Annotated in this window: 11 protein-coding genes and 1 pseudogene; 7 read left to right on the forward strand and 5 right to left on the reverse strand. The window is 62.3% G+C overall.

The annotated features are described in order from the left end of the window. Nucleotides 1–94: 94 nt before the first annotated feature. Entirely contained in the window at nucleotides 95–1,672 is a 1,578-nt protein-coding gene (locus NMG80_RS32785; RefSeq protein ID WP_254021951.1) for a trimethylamine methyltransferase family protein, read from the reverse strand. Nucleotides 1,673–1,900: 228 nt separating this feature from the next. Between NMG80_RS32785 and NMG80_RS32790 the strand changes: the two genes are divergently transcribed. The 5 genes from NMG80_RS32790 (at nucleotide 1,901) to NMG80_RS32810 (ending at nucleotide 9,743) form a co-directional block, all read left to right on the forward strand. Beyond that, nucleotides 1,901–3,769, forward strand: a complete 1,869-nt coding sequence (locus NMG80_RS32790; RefSeq protein WP_254021952.1) for a phospholipase D-like domain-containing protein — start codon at nucleotides 1,901–1,903, stop codon at nucleotides 3,767–3,769. A 1,056-nt stretch (nucleotides 3,770–4,825) separates the two neighbouring features. Further along, complete coding sequence (locus NMG80_RS32795; RefSeq protein ID WP_254021953.1) at nucleotides 4,826–5,986, forward strand: MFS transporter; 1,161 nt, start codon at nucleotides 4,826–4,828, stop codon at nucleotides 5,984–5,986. Between the two features lie 99 nt (nucleotides 5,987–6,085). Then, a complete protein-coding gene (locus NMG80_RS32800) occupies nucleotides 6,086–8,155 on the forward strand; it encodes a prolyl oligopeptidase family serine peptidase (RefSeq protein ID WP_254021954.1) in 2,070 nt (689 codons plus the stop codon). Nucleotides 8,156–8,187: 32 nt separating this feature from the next. Then, nucleotides 8,188–8,310 (forward strand): capsid protein, encoded by a 123-nt coding sequence (locus NMG80_RS32805; protein ID WP_254021955.1) that lies wholly within the window; start codon nucleotides 8,188–8,190, stop codon nucleotides 8,308–8,310. A 53-nt stretch (nucleotides 8,311–8,363) separates the two neighbouring features. Continuing rightward, nucleotides 8,364–9,743: an aspartate aminotransferase family protein gene (locus tag NMG80_RS32810; protein WP_254021956.1), complete on the forward strand. Its 1,380-nt coding sequence runs from the start codon at nucleotides 8,364–8,366 to the stop codon at nucleotides 9,741–9,743. Nucleotides 9,744–9,806: 63 nt separating this feature from the next. Here NMG80_RS32810 and NMG80_RS32815 read toward each other — a convergent pair. The 4 genes and pseudogenes from NMG80_RS32815 to NMG80_RS32830 form a co-directional block, all read right to left on the reverse strand. After that, a pseudogene (locus tag NMG80_RS32815) lies at nucleotides 9,807–11,830 on the reverse strand (ABC transporter ATP-binding protein/permease). 562 nt (nucleotides 11,831–12,392) lie between these two features. Beyond that, a complete protein-coding gene (gene mmsB / locus NMG80_RS32820; RefSeq protein ID WP_254021957.1) occupies nucleotides 12,393–13,277 on the reverse strand; it encodes a 3-hydroxyisobutyrate dehydrogenase in 885 nt (294 codons plus the stop codon). Between the two features lie 48 nt (nucleotides 13,278–13,325). Then, nucleotides 13,326–13,472 carry a hypothetical protein gene (locus NMG80_RS32825; RefSeq protein WP_254021958.1) on the reverse strand — a complete coding sequence of 49 codons (147 nt, stop codon included), beginning with the start codon at nucleotides 13,470–13,472 and terminating at the stop codon, nucleotides 13,326–13,328. 29 nt (nucleotides 13,473–13,501) lie between these two features. Continuing rightward, nucleotides 13,502–14,668, reverse strand: coding sequence for an isobutyryl-CoA dehydrogenase (locus NMG80_RS32830; RefSeq protein WP_254021959.1), 1,167 nt, complete (start codon nucleotides 14,666–14,668; stop codon nucleotides 13,502–13,504). A 152-nt stretch (nucleotides 14,669–14,820) separates the two neighbouring features. Here NMG80_RS32830 and NMG80_RS32835 point away from each other — a divergent pair, with 152 nt between their 5' ends. Beyond that, the gene (locus tag NMG80_RS32835; RefSeq protein WP_254021960.1) at nucleotides 14,821–15,435 is read left to right on the forward strand and encodes a dimethylsulfonioproprionate lyase family protein; all 615 of its coding nucleotides are present in this window, start codon (nucleotides 14,821–14,823) and stop codon (nucleotides 15,433–15,435) included. Further along, entirely contained in the window at nucleotides 15,435–16,904 is a 1,470-nt protein-coding gene (locus NMG80_RS32840; protein WP_254021961.1) for a cobyric acid synthase, read from the forward strand. The genes NMG80_RS32835 and NMG80_RS32840 overlap by 1 nt, the downstream gene beginning before the upstream one ends. Nucleotides 16,905–17,147 lie beyond the last annotated feature (243 nt).

A 17,147-nucleotide genomic window follows, 5' to 3' on the forward strand; every position in this document is an offset into this window, starting at 1 on the left:
GCTGGAATAATCTCACGCCCTTCCTCTACCCCGTCGAGCGGGGGAGAGGTGTCGAGCGAAGCTCGACGGAGTGGGGGTCGACTACTCATCAGGATCAAAAATCGGTCGGCGCGCCGCCTTCGGACCGACGTTTGTCGACGAAGGCGTTGAGCTCCTCGCGGATCGCCGGGTCCATATAGGGCTCTTCATAAGAGGCCAGCCGCTCCTTCCACACCCGATTGGCTTTTTCGATAGCTGTCGGCGATCCGGCTTCCGCCCAGGTCTCGAAATTGCGCCAGTCGGAGATGACAGGCGAATAGAACGCGGTCTTGTAGCGGTCCTGGGTATGCTGGGTGCCGAAGAAATGGCCGCCCGGACCGACGTCGCGGATGGCGTCGATGGCCAGTGCTTCCTCCGAAAGGTCGAGCGGGGTCAAAAATTCGGCTACCATCTGCAGCAGATCGATGTCCAGGATGGTCTTCTCGTAGGAGCAGCGCAGGCCGCCTTCCAGCCAGCCGGCCGCATGCATCATCAGATTGCCGCCGCCCTGGATGGCGCCCCACAGCGAGAATACGCTTTCATAGGCGGCCTGTGCGTCGACCGTGTTGGCGGCGCAGGTGTTGGAGGTGCGGTAAGGGATGTTGTAGCGGCGGGCGAGCTGGCCGCCGACCAATTGCGCCTTCATGTATTCCGGCGTGCCGAAGGCCGGCGCGCCGGACTTCATGTCGACGTTGGAGGTGAAACCGCCATAGCCGACGGGCGCGCCCTTGCGCACCATCTGGGCGAAGGCAATGCCGGACAGTGCCTCGGCATTCTGCTGCACCAGCGCACCGGCGATGGTCACTGGCGCCATGGCGCCCGACAGGGTGAACGGCGTCACGATGACGACCTGGCCCTTGCTCGACATCTGGATGATGCCTTCCATCATCGGCACGTCGAGCTTGAGCGGCGAATTGGTATTGATGATGGTGAACACCGACGGCTGTTCGAGAAGCTGTTCGTCGCTGATGCCGCGCGCGATCCTGGTGATCTCGATGCCGTCGACATTGCGCTCCTTGCCGAGCGAATAGATGTGGAACACCTTGTCGGTGAGCACGCTCAAATCGCGGATGCATTCAAGGTGCCGGACGGACGGATGGATGTCGATCGGCTCGACCGGATAGCCGCCCGTGCAGTTCAGGATGTTATGCATCTGCGCAAGCTTGAGGAAGTTTCGATAGTCCTGCTGGTTGCCCGGCCGGCGGCCGCGATCGATGTCGGAACAATTGGGCGCCGACGCCATCATCGAGATGATCAGGTTGTCGCCGCCGAAGCGGACATTGTGCGTCGGATTGCGGGCATGGATGGTGAATTCCGACGGGCAGTGGGAAACCAGCTCGAGGATCATGTCGCTGTCGAAGCGCACCCGCTCGCTGCCTTCGCGGACATCCGCGCCATGCGCCTTCATGATGCTTCTCGCCTCGTCGTGCAGCACGTCGACGCCGATTTCCCTGAGCACGCGCAGCGAGGCGAGGTGAATCGATTCCAGCTCGTCGTCGGAGACCAGCTTAGTCGGCGTCAGCGGGATTTTCAGCTGACGGAAAGGCGGCTGCTCGAATGCCGCCGCTGCGCCGGCGCGCTTGCCCGCGCGGCCGCCGCGACGGGCGCGGTCGTTTGCCAATGCCGGTTCGGCGGGATGAAGGGCGGCGGTCATGATAGTCCTCGTACGCTGCGACGGTGCGGCGGCATAATGGACCGACCGCCGGCCCGCCATTGCGGAGGCGGCGACCACTAGGGCGAGGGAAGCGACATGGACGTTCGCCGGCCGGACGCACCAGGGCGAAACCAGATCTGTGCCCGAACTGTGAAATATGTCACGTTGCGATCACGTCATATTGAGTAAGTACATTGAATACAAACCGTCCTGAGGGGGACTATTTCCGTGCCGGATGTTGTCAGCGTGCGTGCAGCGACCAACAACGAAGTCGCCTTCATTGCCTGGGATATTGACGGAATGATCGACGGCTGTCTCGGCTTCGAGATCGTCCGCATCTATCCCAGCACTGGCGAGGAACGCTGTCTGGCGTCCTGGGTGCCTTTCCGGGGGCAACGCAACAGGGACTGGATTCCGCAGGATACCGGCGTCTGGCCGGTGCAGAAGACATTCTGGCGCGATCTTACGGTGCGGCGGCGCCGCGACAGCGTTGAAATCAGGCCGGATGGCGAAATGGTCGCCTACCGGGTGCGTCCGGTCGGCGACATGCGGCCCGGCCTCGTTCCGGTGCCGGTGCGGCCCGAGAAAGCCTATACCGGAGCGGCGCGGCCGCTCGGCTATCTCGGACAAGGTGCCGTCAGCCCGACCATTTTTCTGGGATCGATGTTCGGCAACGCGCGGCTCGCCTTCACCAACGGCGTGCTCTCGACGCAATGGCTGTCGCGCGCGCTGGAAGACGCCGGCATCAAGGTCGGGCAGCGCGATAAGATCAGGGCCGAGCTTCAGCGTCCCGGCAGCAAGATACGCGCCTATCTTCACGGCGAGGTTCCGGACGTGCTCACCAGCCTGATGAAACGGGCCAAGGCCGAGGGCGGCACTGTCAGGCTTGCCCTCTACGAACTTGGCGATGACGAATTGTGCGACGCGATCATCGACGCCAAGGATGTCGTCGACGTCATTCTTTCGAATTCGGGCAGGGATGAACAAACGAAGGCGTGGGACGCGGGCAACGCGCCATTCAGAAAGCGGCTGCGCGACGCCGGCGTCGTGCTGACCGATCGTCTGTTCAACAACAACCATATCGGCCACAACAAGTTTGCCGTCTACCGCGACGCCCAGGGCAATCCGCAAGCGGTCATGACCGGCAGCACCAACTGGACGTCGACGGGCATTTGCGGACAGTCCAACAACGCCTTCATCCGCGACGACCCTGCCATGGCCGAAGTGTTCGATGCCTATTGGGAACGGATGAAAGCCGACGTGTTCCCGCCGCCGGCAAGCGATAGTGCCGCCGGGCGTGTGGCGCAGAAGCAAGGCAGGCCGTTTCGCCTGAAGAATCGCACACCGAACCATGTCAATGGAACCACCATCTGGTTCTCGCCAAACGATCCCGACCGCAGCAAAAAGGACATCTCGGTGCGGCCTGTCGATCTCGAAGACGTTTTCGCACGGATCAAGGCGGCGAAGGAGGCGGTGCTCTTTCTCGTGTTCAATCCGTCGCGGCTTGGCAACAATTCGGTCATCGATCAGGCGGTCGCGGCGGCGACGGCGAATCCAAAGCTGATCGTGCAAGGCGCAATCAGCGATCACACCGCCATGCCTAACTACGTTGCCCCGACCCGGGATCCGGTCACCAAAAAATCGAACAGGGACGGCAAATCGCCATTCGTCTTTCCGGAGAAGGTCTGGGAGGCGCCGAACGTCTCCATCGTCAGGGCGGCCAACCTGACCGGGGCCTCCGTCGCGCGAGATTTCCAGGCGGAAGTGCTGACCGTCGGCCATGCGATCGTCCACGACAAGATCGTCATCATCGATCCGATGGCCGACAACGCCACCGTCATCGCCGGCAGCCACAACCTTGGCTACAAGGCGTCCTATGAAAACGACGAGAACATGGTGATCGTCGAAGGCGACAAGACGTTCGCTGCGGCCTTTGCGGTGCATATGCTCGACGTGTTCGACCATTACAAGTTCCGCGCCTGGCGCAGAACGATTGGAGAAGGACCGTCGGACAATGACGGGCTCTCCATCGACGACAACTGGCTGAAACCTTACGCCGACGGCAGGAAGGGGGCGATTGCCCGGTATTTTCCGTAGTGGCCTGAATGGCGCCGCGGACCCTTGAACAAGTCATGCTCTGGCTGGCGCAAGCGGTTCTCAGACTGGCATTGTCGCCCCTCCAGAGTGAGTCCCGGTCGCCAAATCCACCGTGAAGCCTTGCTCGGACTCGGTCTGAATGTCCCAAAACACGCCACAAATAGTATCGTAGGTCATCGTTGTGAGTTTCAGATTATCCCACGAAATTCTCTCAGTTCGCCATGCCTCTCCATTGACGCCGATCGCCAAAAGCTCCGTATTATTGACAAATATAAGAAGTCTATACTTCACAGAGCTTCGAACAGCAATTACCGGGACGATTGTAAGGCTTTCGTGCACCTTGGGGTCAGTAACATTAACAATGTAAGCCTGGCCTGCGGATATTGCGCAGAACTTGTTTGGATTTGGAGTAGTAAATACGCCCGTTACCGTTTTTGGTCCGAACCGCCCAGACGCAAGGGTGCCAATCCACTCCTCGCCTTCATACGGAACTACACGAACGTTCAGCCCATCATGGCCGCCCGATTCAGGCCCCCCGGATAGAACACCCGTTTGGTGCTTTCAGGGGGCAGGTCGCTCAGAACATCGAGTTCGAAAGCTGATGCAAATGGTTGCTCGATCATTTTGGGTCCGCTTTGAAAAAGCGATGCAGGATAACCTCGGTCTTCTTCCCCGACGACGAAGGACGGACGCCGATTTCAAACAAGCCATTACTGCGGTTAACCCGCCCGGGCAACGTATACATTATGGCATCGTTGCTCATGTTGGGCTCGCGGTTCGCCAGAAGTTCGGGGTCACTGTCTTCGTAACGTTGTGGAAAATCTCTGCATTAACTCGGGGAAGTTGTGGAATGGCCCGGATTCTCCCGCGCGCCGGAGGAGTTCGCGAGCTGAATATATACGGGGGCGATTGCCCGGTATTTTCCGTAGTGGCCTGAATGGCGCCGGGGACCCTTGAACAAGTCATGCTCCGGCTGGCGCAAGCGGTTTTTGCCGCCGGTGCTTCCCGGCATGCCGCCGAAACGCTAATCGTGCAGGCTCCCTGTTGGTGCGGATCATGGACCTGGCGGAACAGAACAGCGACGAGACAATGCAGTGGGCGGCGATCACCGGCGTGATCGCCACTGTTTCGGTTTTCGCCATCGCGCAAGGGCTGAGCTACCCGCTGCTGAGCTTCATCCTGCAGCGCCAGGGCGTCTCGCCGGCCATGATCGGCCTGTCGGCGGCAATGACGCCGGTCGGCTTTATCGTCTCGTCGCCGCTCATCCCGGCACTGGCGCGCCGGTTCGGGGCAGGGCGCACGGCGCTCACCTGCGCGGCACTTTCCGCGATCATGCTGGCGCTGATCGGCTGGACGCAAAATGTCTATCTCTGGTATCCACTGCGTTTCCTGATCGGCGTGGTGACCAATCCGCTCTATGTGCTGAGCGAAGTCTGGGTGATCGCGCTGGCGCCTCCGGCGCGCCGTGGTCGCGTGATGGGGATCTATTCCACAGTCATTTCGGCAGGTTTCGCCGCCGGCCCGCTGTGCCTGCTTGCGGTCGGCACCGAAGGATGGCCGCCGTTTCTCGTCGGCATCGGCGCATTCGTCTTTTGCGGAGCCTGCCTGGCGCTGGTGCTGCAACGGCTGCCAAAAGTCGATGAGGCCGGGCACCAGGTTTCGGTGATGGGGTTCATGCCGATGGCATGGCTGCTGCTGTCGGCGGTCGTGGTGGCCGCCGGTTTCGAACAGGCAGTGCTCGCGCTGCTGCCGGTCTACGGAGCGCATTATGGCATCGCGGAGGCCCGCATGTCGGCGCTGCTGTCGATGATGATCGCCGGCAACATCGCCATGCAGGTGCCGCTCGGCCTGCTGGCGGAACGGCTGACGGCGCGTCTGGTGCGATTTATCTGTGTATCGCTAACGGTGCTCGGATGCGTGTTGTTGCCGGTGCTCATCGAGACGCCGCTGATCTGGCCGTGCGTGTTTGTCTGGGGCGCGGTTTCCTACGGCATCTACACGATGTCGATCATCGAGCTCGGCGAGCGGTTCACCGGCTCGGCACTGGTCGCCGGCAACGCCGCTTTCTCGCTGATGTGGGGTGTCGGCGGCATCGCCGTGCCGCCGTTGGCGGGCGGCGCCATGGATATCCTTGGCGCCAACGGCCTGCCGATCACGCTTGGCGCCATTTGCTTGGCGCTGGCGCTTACAACCGTCTTGCGGGGGCGGATGGCGTAAATCCGAAAAGCGACCCGTATCTTGAACATTGGATGTCTTGAACATTGGCGCCGCCATATCGATGTTGCGAGGCCGACGCCTGATTCAACCGGAGACCACATGACCAAGTCGAACACAAAGACGCGGCCGAATTCGGCGACCGAAGATCCCTTTCTCTGGCTGGAAGACAGGATGGGCAAGGAAGCGCTCGACTGGGCTCACCGTCAGAACGAGATCACGGTCGCCGAGTTGCAGGGCGATCCGTCCTACCAGGCCTGCTTCCAAACCGCGCTCGACCTGATGACCGCCGAAGACAACATTGCGGTCGGGTCTGCGCTCAACGGCCACGTCTATAATTTCTGGCAGGACAAGACCAACGTGCTCGGCCTCTGGCGGCGCACTACGGTCGCTTCCTACAAGACCGAGAAGCCGGATTGGCAGACGATCATCGACTTCGACAGCCTGTCCGCGAAAGAGGGCGTGAAATGGGTGTTCAGCGGCGCCAGCCGGCTTTACCCAGATTTCAGCCGCTGCCTGCTCAGCCTGTCGCCGGATGGCGGCGACGCCAGCGAGATGCGCGAGTTCGACATCGACAGCAAGTCCTTTGTCGAGGGCGGCTTTCGCGCGCCCGCCTCGAAGTCGGGCTTCAACTGGCTGGACAAGGACACGGTCATCGTCTCGGCTGCCTTCGAAGAGGACGAAAAGACCCAGTCCGGTTATCCGCGTGTCGTCAAGCTGTGGCAGCGCGGCACCCGGCTGGAGGATGCGACGCCGATCTTCGAGGCGCAGAAGCAGGATCTCGCCGCCGGCGGTTCGCTCGAATTCGACGGCGACAAGCGGCATCTGTTGCTGACCCGGACGCTCGATTTCTTTGCCTCGCACAGCTTTCTGCGTCTGCCCTCCGGTGAAAACAGGCGCATCCCGCTGCCGGACGACGCTACCGACACGGTGCTGCTCAGGGATCAGCTCGTCTTTGGGGTGCGCAGCCCGTGGACGGCGCCGGACAGCACGCGATGCCAACCCGACGGCCTCTATTCGCTGGACTTCACGCGCTGGATCGAGACCAATGCGCTCGGACCTATCGAGACCGTGCTCGCGCCGGCGGATCGTGTCTCGATTGCCGGCATTGCCCGCACGCAGGACCGGTTGTTCATCAATCTGATGGACAATGTGCGCGGCAAGGTCGTCGCCTGCGATCGCAGCGGCAGCGGCTGGTCGCTGCAGCCGGTGGCGCTGCCCGAAAACGGCAGTGTCGGCATCAGCCACGCCGAGCGCTTCGGCTCCAGCGTGTCATTCTCCTTCACCGATTTCCTGACGCCGAGCTCGATCATCTGGTCGGACGACAACGCTGCGACGCTGGCAACGGTGAAATCGCAGCCGGCGCGTTTCGACGCGTCGTCGCTGGTCTCGGAACAGTTCGAGGCACGCTCGAAAGACGGCACCAAAATCCCTTATTTCGTCGTCAGGCGGCGCGACCAGAACGGGCCGGTGCCGACGCTGCTTTACGGCTATGGCGGCTTCGAAGTGCCGCTGCTGCCAGGCTATGCCGGCGTGCGCGGCCGGCTGTGGCTGGAAAAGGGCAATGCCTATGTGCAGGCCAGTATCCGCGGTGGCGGCGAGTTCGGTCCGAACTGGCATCAGGCCGCGCTCAAGGCCAATCGCCAGAACGCCTTCGACGATTTCGCCGCGGTCGCGCAAGACCTGGTCAAACGCGGCATCGCCACGCCGGCGACGCTCGGCATCCAGGGCGGCTCGAATGGCGGCCTGCTGACCGGCGTTTCGCTGACCCAGCACCCCGAGCTTTTCGGCGCGGTGATCATCGACGTGCCGCTGCTCGACATGCTGCGCTACACCGAACTGCCGGCCGGGGCATCCTGGATGGCCGAGTATGGCGATCCGGCGAAGCCGGAAGAGGCCGAGTGGCTTGCCGCATACTCGCCTTATCAGCATGTCGAGCCCGATGCTGCCTATCCGCCGGTGCTGCTGACGACATCGACCGCCGACGACCGCGTCCATCCCGGCCATGCGCGCAAGATGGCCGCGCGGCTGCAGGCTGTCGGTCACGCGAAGACGCTGTTCTTCGAAGAGACCGAGGGCGGCCATGGCGGGCGCGGCGATCGCCGGCCACAAGCGGCACAGGCGGCGATGAAGTATGTTTTTCTGCAACGGGCGCTTAACGGAACGGCTTGAACTGGTCGCATCGGACCGCCTAAGATGCTGCCATGGCTCGGATGAAGACATGTCGCGCGCTTGGGGTGGCGGTGACGCCGTCGCCGCGCACGCTTCGCGCCGAGCTTTTGCGGCTTTGCGCCCGCATCGGCTATTCGCCGCCCGCCTTCCTCTGACGAATCCGCCCCGGCAGCGAAACGCCGGATTGGTTCAAGAGGAAACATCAGACATGACCTATCAGAATTATTCGCTGAAGCAGCTTCAGCAGATCGATGCTGCGCATCACCTGCATCCGTTCACTGACCACAAGGAGATGCGCGAGGCCGGCTCACGCATCATCACCCACGCCAGCGGGCCGTTCATCTACGATTCCGAAGGCACGGAAATCCTCGACGGCATGGCCGGGCTGTGGTGCGTCAACATCGGTTACGGCCGCGATGAGCTGGCCGAAGCGGCCTACGCCCAGATGAAGGAACTGCCCTACTACAATTCCTTCTTCAAATGCTCGAGCCCGACGCCGGTGCTGCTGGCCAAAAAGCTGGCGGAACTGGCGCCGAAGCATGTCAACCAGGTGTTCTTCGGCTCGTCCGGTTCGGAGGCCAACGACACGGCGCTGCGCCTTGTCCGTCACTATTGGGCATTGGAAGGCAAGCCGGAGAAGAACCGCATCATCTCGCGCAAGAGCGCCTATCACGGCTCGACCATCGCAGGCACGTCGCTGGGCGGCATGGAGCCGATGCACAGGCAGCTCAACGGCGCGGTTCCCAACATCGTCCATGTGATGATGCCTTATGCCTATGAACTGGCTCTGCCCGGCGAAAGCGACCATGATTTCGGCCTGCGCGCGGCCAAGGCCGTCGAGGATGCCATCCTCGAAGCCGGCGCCGACAAAGTCGCCGCCTTTATCGGCGAGCCGGTGATGGGGGCGGGCGGCGTGAAGATACCGCCGATGAGCTATTGGCCGGAAGTGCAGCGTATCTGCCGCAAATACGATGTCCTGCTGATGCTGGACGAGGTCATCACCGGTTATGGCCGCACCGGCGAGTGGTTCGCCGCTCAGACATTCGACATCGAGCCCGATACGATCACCACCGCCAAGGCGCTCACCTCCGGCTATCAGCCGCTGTCGGCGCTGCTGGTCGGTGACCGCATCGCCGCGACGCTGGTCGAGAAGGGCGGCGAGTTCAATCACGGCTATACTTATGCCGGCCACCCCGTGGCCTGCGCCGTGGCGCTGAAGAACCTCGAGATCATCGAGCGGGAAGGTTTGGTCGATCGGGTCAAGAACGACACCGGACCCTATTTCGCCAAGGCGCTGCAGGAGCATATTGGCGGGCACGATCTGGTCGGCGAGGTGCGCTCGATCGGGCTGATGGGGGCGATCGAGATCGTTAGGGACAAGGCGACCAAGGAGCGCTTCCTGCCGGCCGGGAGCGCGGCCGTGACCGTCCGCGACCACGCAGTTGCCCAGGGCATGATGCTGCGCGCCACCGGCGACACGATGATCCTGTCGCCGCCGCTGATCTGGACGCACGAGACCATCGACATGGCCTGCGGCCGCATCGCCAAGGCGCTTGATCTGGGGCAAGCGGATTTGCGCAAGCGGTGAGATGAAACGATCGCCGGGCGTCCTGCAACCGGACGCCCGGCGTTTAGGCCCGATCGGCGGACTTCACTTTTTTGTCTCGGGCAGCGCCGCTTTGCTCAAGGTCGTGCTGCGTTTTGGTACGGCGCGCCGGCGCCCCATAAATCGCGCAAGCAAGTTCCGTCTTCTCTTGCGCTGGACAAGATCGATATCGCTGACAAGCTTTGCGCCGCCCTCGCGCCGCTCCAAGGTGATCTTGCGGCTATGAAAGGCTTCCAGCTCGGCGCGATGCGCCACACTTATGATGGTGACCTTCGGCAATTCGTGAACGATCATCTCCATCATCTTGTCCTGGCTCTTTTCATCGAGTGCTGACGTTGCTTCATCCAGCACGATGATATCGGGGCTGTGCAGCAGAAGACGCGCGAAGGCGAGCCGCTGCTTTTCGCCACCCGACAGGGTCTGGTCCCATGGCGCGTCGTCCTCGATCTTGTCGTTCAGATAATCGAGCCCGACCTTGTCGAGGGCAGCCTTGATCTTGTCCAGCGTCCAGCGATCGGCGGCGCCTGGATAGGCGACTGCGCGGCGAAGCGTCCCGGTGGGGACATAAGGCCGTTGCGGCAACATGAACAGCCGTCTGTCGGCGTGGATGTTGACGCTGCCGCCACCCCACGACCACAGACCTGCGATGGCCCGCACCAGCGTGCTCTTGCCTGAGCCGGATTCGCCGGCGACGAGCACCCGCTCGCCTGATTCGATCACGACCTTGGTTTCCTTGACCACGGCGGTGCCGTCGTCGAGCGACACGGACAGATTGTTCAGGCTGAGCATCGCACCGCCTGCAGCTTCGCCGCGCTTTATGCGTCCGAGCTTGTTGCTCTGTTCCGCGCGCTCGAGCCCGTCGAGCGACATCATCAGCGAGGCGATGCGCCGTGCACAGGCGTTCCAATTGGCCAGACGGGGGTAGTTGTCGACCAGCCATCCGAACGCGCCCTGCACGATGGCAAAGGCAGAGGCAGCCTGCATTACCTGGCCGAGTGTCATGCCGCCTTCGAGAAATTTTGGAGCGCAAAGCAAAACCGGCACGACAGGCGCAAACAGACTCGCCCCTGCGATACCAGCGTTGTGCGCATGTGCTGCCCTGTAAGGAGCGCCCATTGCCTGAGCACATGGGCGAACGTCCTGTCGATGCCGCTACGCTCCTCCTCCTCGCCGCCGAGCAATGCGATGCTCTCGCCGTTTTCCCGCACGCGCGTCAGCGTGTAGCGGAATTCGGCTTCAGCCTGATTTTTTTCCTCGGAGAGGTGGACGAAATGGCGGCCAATGACCGCCATGGAGGTGGATGTGATCGCGGCATAGAGTACCGCGGTGACGACGAGAAAGCCGGGAATGGTCACCGTCGAACCTGCGATCGTCAGGGTCAGGGCCCCGCCGATCGTCCAGAGCACCACTATGAAGGTCGAGGCCGACAGAAACGCGTTGATGACACCGGCGATGAAGTCGACCGGGGATTCGGTGGCAATCCGCAAATCCTCGGTAATGCGGGCTTCGGGGTTCTGGTGGTCGCCGCCGACGAGGTTCAACTGAAAGTAGCGGCCGCTTGCAAGCCACCGCGCGATCACCGCGCTGGTGAGCCAGGAACGCCAGCGGCGCTGAATCGTCATGCGAAGGAAGACCTGTGCAACGACAAGGCTTCCGCTGCCGAGCACGAGCGGCACGAAAACGGCGCTCAGGACATAGACGGTGCGACCATTGCGTTGCTCAAGGGCGTCGAAAATTGCGCGATTCCAGACATTGATCCCATACTGGAAGCCGACATTGATGACGATCAGGAGCAGTAACCCGATCGTGTATGGCCAAGCCCGCCTATCGCCTCCGCGGCCCCAGTAACCGCGCGCGCTGATCCAGAAACGCCTCAGCAAGTATCTCTTGCGCGCCTGCTCGGCCTCCTCAGGGGTCAGCTTCGGATCGGGTTCGACGAAATCCACCGGCGGCGGGGCCGCGCCGACGATCCCAGACGCGACTTCGACAGTCGATTGCTTCTCCTGGCGCGACTTCTCGGCATCGCGTGATTTGGAGACCGATTTCGGCTTGGATTTAGCCCCGGACATACCGGCGATAACGGCTTGGAAATCAGAAGGTTTCATGATGTCCGCTCAAGCCGCGTGATCGCCACGTCGGCGCGGATGCGGTCGGCGTCGTTCTTGGCGTTTTCCTTGATCTGCTGCCATTTCGTGATGCTGTCGATAGTCCTGCCGACAGGACGTCGGTCAGGACCGCCGCCACGAGGCCGACGACCATCTGGAGACGCGCCAGGGCGATCGTCTCACTGTCGTTGAAGAATGCGAAACGCAAAAACCGCGCTCCATGGGGAACGCGGCTTTGCCAGATACGCATGGCGCTTCGCTGACTGAACACTTGGCGAAACTTACGGGCTCCGGGACGCGAGACCTGATCCGGAGCGCCGGGCGGATGCGATATGCCGCCTCGCACTCCGTTCTACAGGGACATCGTTACCGGGTGGTTATCGATAGTTTAAGCAAATCTAAATTTCCGAGGTTTCTTTGCCGGAACCGAAAGCCAGTCGAGTTCGAGGCTTAAAGCGCGTCGCGTCTGCTGCGCACGCTGTGCGCACCCTTGGGGGGTTAAGCCCAAGCCTTTGGGCGACATGCACTACGCCGGGGTGCCGCGCAAGAAATTTATGATGCCGGAGAAGTCGGCAGCGGCATGCCCCTGGGCGTTGAACAGCGCATAAAGCTGGGCGGCCTCGGCGCCGAGCGGCGTCACCGCACCAGCGCTTTGGGCGGCTTCCTGCGACAGTTTCAGGTCTTTCAGCATCAGTGCCGCGGCAAACCCCGGCCTGTAGCCGTTGTTGGCCGGCGATGTCGGCACCGGACCAGGGACCGGGCAGTAGGTAGTCAGCGACCAGCACTGGCCCGACGAGTTCGAGGCGACGTCGAACAGCGCCTGATGCGACAGGCCGAGCTTTTCCGCCAGAACGAAGGCTTCGGCGACGCCGATCATCGAAATGCCCAAGATCATGTTGTTGCAGATCTTTGCCGCCTGTCCGGCGCCGTCATCACCGCAATGGACGATACGGCCGGCCATCGGCTTGAGGACTGGTTCGGCCTTGGCGAAGGCATCCTTCGAGCCACCGGCCATGAAGGTCAGCGTGCCGGCGGCGGCGCCGCCGGTGCCGCCGGAAACCGGTGCATCGATCGACAGCAGCTTATGTCTGGCGGCAATGGCGTGGGCTTTTCGTGCCGATTCGACGTCGATGGTCGAGGAATCGATGAACAGCGCGCCCTTTTTCGCCTTTGGCACGATGTCTTCATAGACCGACAGGACGTGTTTGCCGGCCGGCAGCATGGTGATGACCACATCGGCCTCCTTCACCGCTGCAACGGCATTGGCCATGACGACGACCCCATGCTCCTTGGCGATCACGAGATTTTCCGGGATCAGGTCGAATCCGTGAACGGCATATCCAGCCTTGACCAGATTGGCTGCCATCGGATTGCCCATATTGCCGAGGCCGATGAAGGCGATGGTGGTCATAATGGCACTCCGTGGTTTGGGTAAGGCAGCAGTTAGGCAGTAGGCAGCCTATTCGGGCGAGTTTGCCAATAAGTGGCGAAGCATTTTTCCGATGCCCTTGGTCGATAACAGCACCTGATAAGCTTGATCACGCGCCAGATCCATCGCCTGCTCCCATACGATATGATCCTTGTATGAATTGATCCTGCCGGTCACTTTTTTGCCTACTGCCTACTGCCTACTGCCTACCGTCCGATCAGGGCGCGCGCGATGATGACGCGCATGATCTCGTTGGTGCCTTCGAGAATCTGGTGGACGCGCAGATCCCGCACCAGCTTCTCGATGCCGTAATCGTGCAGATAGCCATAGCCGCCATGCAGTTGCAGCGCGTCGTTGGCAACGTTGAAGCCGATGTCGGTGACGAAGCGCTTGGCCATCGCCGACCATTTTGAGGCATCCGGGGCCTTGCGGTCGAGCTTTGAGGCAGCGGCGTAAAGGAATATCCGTGCAGCCTGCAGCTCGGTTTCCATGTCGGCCAGCTTAAACTGCAGCGCCTGGAATTGGTTGATCTTGGCGCCGAAGGCCTTGCGTTCGGCGGTGTAGGACAGCGCCTTGTCGAGCGCCGATTGCGCCCCGCCCAGCGAACAGGCGGCGATGTTGAGCCGGCCGCCGTCGAGCCCGGCCATGGCGATGCCGAAACCGGCACCTTCGTCCGCGAGCAGGTTTTGCGCCGGCACCTTGCAGTCCTCGAAGACGACCTGGCGGGTCGACTGCATGTGCCAGCCCATCTTGTGCTCGTTGGCGCCGAAAGACAGGCCAGGCGCATCTTTCGGCACGACGAAGGTCGAAATGCCCTTCGGGCCATCGGCGCCGGTGCGCGCCATGACGATGTAGAGGTCGCTGTCGCCGGCGCCCGAAATGAACTGCTTGACGCCGTTCAGCACATAGTCGCCGCCGCTCCTCACCGCGCGCGTCTTCAGCGCCGCCGCATCCGATCCTGAACCCGGCTCGGTCAGGCAATAGCTCGCCAGCCATTCCATCGAGGTCAGCTTCGGCAGGAAGTGCTGGCGCTGCTCGTCACTGCCGAAGCGGTCGATCATCGAAGCCACCATGTTGTGGATCGAGATGAAGGAGGAGAAGGCCGGATCAGCGAGCGACAGCGCCTCGAAGATCAGCACCGCGTCGAGCCGGCCGAGCGCTGAGCCGCCGACATCGTCACTGACATAGATGCCGCCAAGGCCGAGCGGGCCAGTCTCGCGGATCACGTCTGCCGGAAAATGCTTGTTGCGGTCCCAGTCGAGCGCGTTCGGAGCTACACGATCGGCGGCGAAGGCCTCGGCCATTTGCTGGATGGCGCGCTGGTCCTCGTTGAGTTCGAACTGGCTGGTGCCCGCATCGACAGCGGCGTCCATGGCGTGCTCCCTGATGTTCTTCGGCTTGCTGGCCTGTCGTTTTTGGCTTTGCGCGCCGTCCAATCTAGACCAATGATGCCGCCGCGCAAGCCGACCATCTCCATCCAACCATCTGGGGGCGGCTGGTTGAGAATGCGTGTCTGGGGCAAAAAGTGACGACAAATTTCGATGAACTGCTTGGACGTTTCCACAGCTATCTCGAAACATTCGATGATGCGCTGGTGCGCGATGCCGTGGCCCGGATCGGCTGGGCCATGCCGCCGCGTCCCCTCGAGCCGCGTCCGCTCGCCTGCCTGCGCCAGCTCGATCGTATCGTCGAGCTCGCTCCGGCCAACGCTCAGCCGCTGGCGCGGCTGCTTGCCGAGCGTCGCGGCGAACTGCGCTGGGGGCAGACCTACAGCGAGGCGGATTTCGGCAAGACATTCATCGACAACTACGGCTGGCTGGAGGTCTTCGGCACGCGCGGCCATTTCGTCAACGACGAGGTAGCGGCCGGTCTGCTGATCCTCGGACCTGAAATCGTCTATCCCGACCACCATCATGTCGCCGAGGAGATCTACATTCCGCTGACCGGCGGCACCGGATGGCGCATGGGCGAAGGCGACTTTGGCAAGCGGGAGGCGGGTGAGGTGATCCACCATGCCTCTGATGTCAGCCATGCCATGCGCACCGGCAAGGAGCCTCTGCTGGCGCTCTACATCTGGCACGGCGGACCACTGGCCGCGAAATCCACGATCAGCGGCACCATTTCACAGGGCAGGAATTAATGGCCAGAGCAATCATGCTGCAGGGCACGGGCTCCGATGTCGGCAAGACGGTGCTGGTCGCGGGCCTCTGCCGCGCGGCGAGGAAGCGTGGGATGAAGGTGCGGCCATTCAAGCCGCAGAACATGTCGAACAACGCCGCCGTTGCCAATATACCGGGCGACAAACTCGGAGGCGAGATCGGCCGCGCCCAATGGCTGCAGGCGATCGCCTGTGGCGTTGCGCCCTCGATCCACATGAACCCGGTGTTGCTCAAGCCGCAGACCGATATCGGCGTCCAAGTGGTGGTGCAGGGCAAGGTGTTCGGCGAGGCGCGGGCACGCGACTACCAGGCGCTGAAAGCCCGGCTGATGGATACCGTGCTCGACTCCTGGGCCAAGGTCGGCGAGGGTGCCGACCTCGTCATCGTCGAAGGCGCCGGCTCGCCGGCCGAGATCAATCTCAGGAGCCGCGACATTGCCAATATGGGCTTTGCGACGCGCGCCAATGTGCCGGTGATCCTCGTCGGCGACATCGATCGCGGCGGAGTCATCGCCTCGGTCGCCGGCACCCATCTGATCCTGCCGGAAGAGGACCGGCGCATGATTGCCGGCTATCTCATCAACAAGTTCCGCGGCGATGTCTCGCTGTTCGATGACGGCCTCAAGGCGATCGAGAGCTTCACCGGCTGGCGCTGCTTTGGCGTCGTGCCGTGGCTGAAGGCAGCGGCGCGGCTGCCATCGGAAGATTCCGTGGTGCTCGAACGCCTGGCGTCCGGCGAGAAGCGCGCGCTGAAGGTCGCGGTGCCGATGCTTTCGCGCATCGCCAATTTCGACGATCTCGACCCGCTCAAGGCCGAGCCTCAGGTCGAGGTGGTGTTCGTGCCGCCCGGCCAGCACTTGCCAGAGGATGCCGGGCTGGTGGTTATTCCCGGTTCCAAGTCGACGATCTGCGATCTCCTGAGATTCCGCGAGAATGGCTGGGACCGCGACCTGCTTGCCCACCGCAAACGCGGCGGCCACGTCGTCGGCATCTGTGGCGGCTTCCAGATGCTCGGCCGTGTCGTGCGCGATCCCGACGGCATCGAGGGCAGCGTTACCGAGACGGAAGGGCTCGGCCTGCTCGACGTCGAAACGGTGATGGAGCCGGAAAAGACGGTGCGCAATGTCAGCGCTCGCTCGGTCCAGTTCGACCTGCCGCTCGAAGGCTACGAGATCCATCTCGGCCGCACCACCGGTCCGGACACGCTGCGGCCGTCCGCCGTCATCAACGGCGCCGATGACGGCGCCGTCTCGGCCGACGGCAAGGTGTCGGGCACCTATCTGCACGGTCTATTTTCCGCCGACGCTTTTCGGGCGAAATTGCTGGAAAATCTCGGCGTCAAAGGCGGCGGCATCGACTACCGTGCCGAAGTCGAACGGGCGCTGGACGAGATCGCAGCCGAGCTGGAAACCCACCTCGACTGCGACGCGATTTTTGGTTTGGCGCGGTAGCTCCTCGGCGTAGCAGTTTTGACAGGTAAGATGTGCTGGCGTTGACTGACTGCATACCTTGGCGATTAGCGGAAACGCCCACCGCCTCGTCATCCTTGGGCGGAGCAAGGAGCGAAGCGACGCGGCGCAGACCCCAGGATCCATGCCGTAACGTCGAAGTGTCGCGACGGTGCAGAATTCTGCTCCGCTGCACTTTTCGGCTGAGGTAACGGCATGGATCTCAGGGTCTGCGCCGCGTCGCTT

The organism is Mesorhizobium escarrei, from assembly GCF_935825525.1.
GTDB lineage: Bacteria > Pseudomonadota > Alphaproteobacteria > Rhizobiales > Rhizobiaceae > Mesorhizobium > Mesorhizobium escarrei.

What these genes read in the sequence shown, in the direction of transcription:
- NMG80_RS32785 (WP_254021951.1), bottom strand. Translation starts at nt 1,672, where the DNA reads ATGACCGCCGCCCTTCATCCCGCCGAACCGGCATTGGCAAACGACCGC.
- NMG80_RS32795 (WP_254021953.1), top strand. Translation starts at nt 4,826, where the DNA reads ATGGACCTGGCGGAACAGAACAGCGACGAGACAATGCAGTGGGCGGCG.
- NMG80_RS32800 (WP_254021954.1), top strand. Translation starts at nt 6,086, where the DNA reads ATGACCAAGTCGAACACAAAGACGCGGCCGAATTCGGCGACCGAAGAT.
- NMG80_RS32805 (WP_254021955.1), top strand. Translation starts at nt 8,188, where the DNA reads ATGGCTCGGATGAAGACATGTCGCGCGCTTGGGGTGGCGGTGACGCCG.
- NMG80_RS32810 (WP_254021956.1), top strand. Translation starts at nt 8,364, where the DNA reads ATGACCTATCAGAATTATTCGCTGAAGCAGCTTCAGCAGATCGATGCT.
- mmsB (WP_254021957.1), bottom strand. Translation starts at nt 13,277, where the DNA reads ATGACCACCATCGCCTTCATCGGCCTCGGCAATATGGGCAATCCGATG.
- NMG80_RS32830 (WP_254021959.1), bottom strand. Translation starts at nt 14,668, where the DNA reads ATGGACGCCGCTGTCGATGCGGGCACCAGCCAGTTCGAACTCAACGAG.
- NMG80_RS32840 (WP_254021961.1), top strand. Translation starts at nt 15,435, where the DNA reads ATGGCCAGAGCAATCATGCTGCAGGGCACGGGCTCCGATGTCGGCAAG.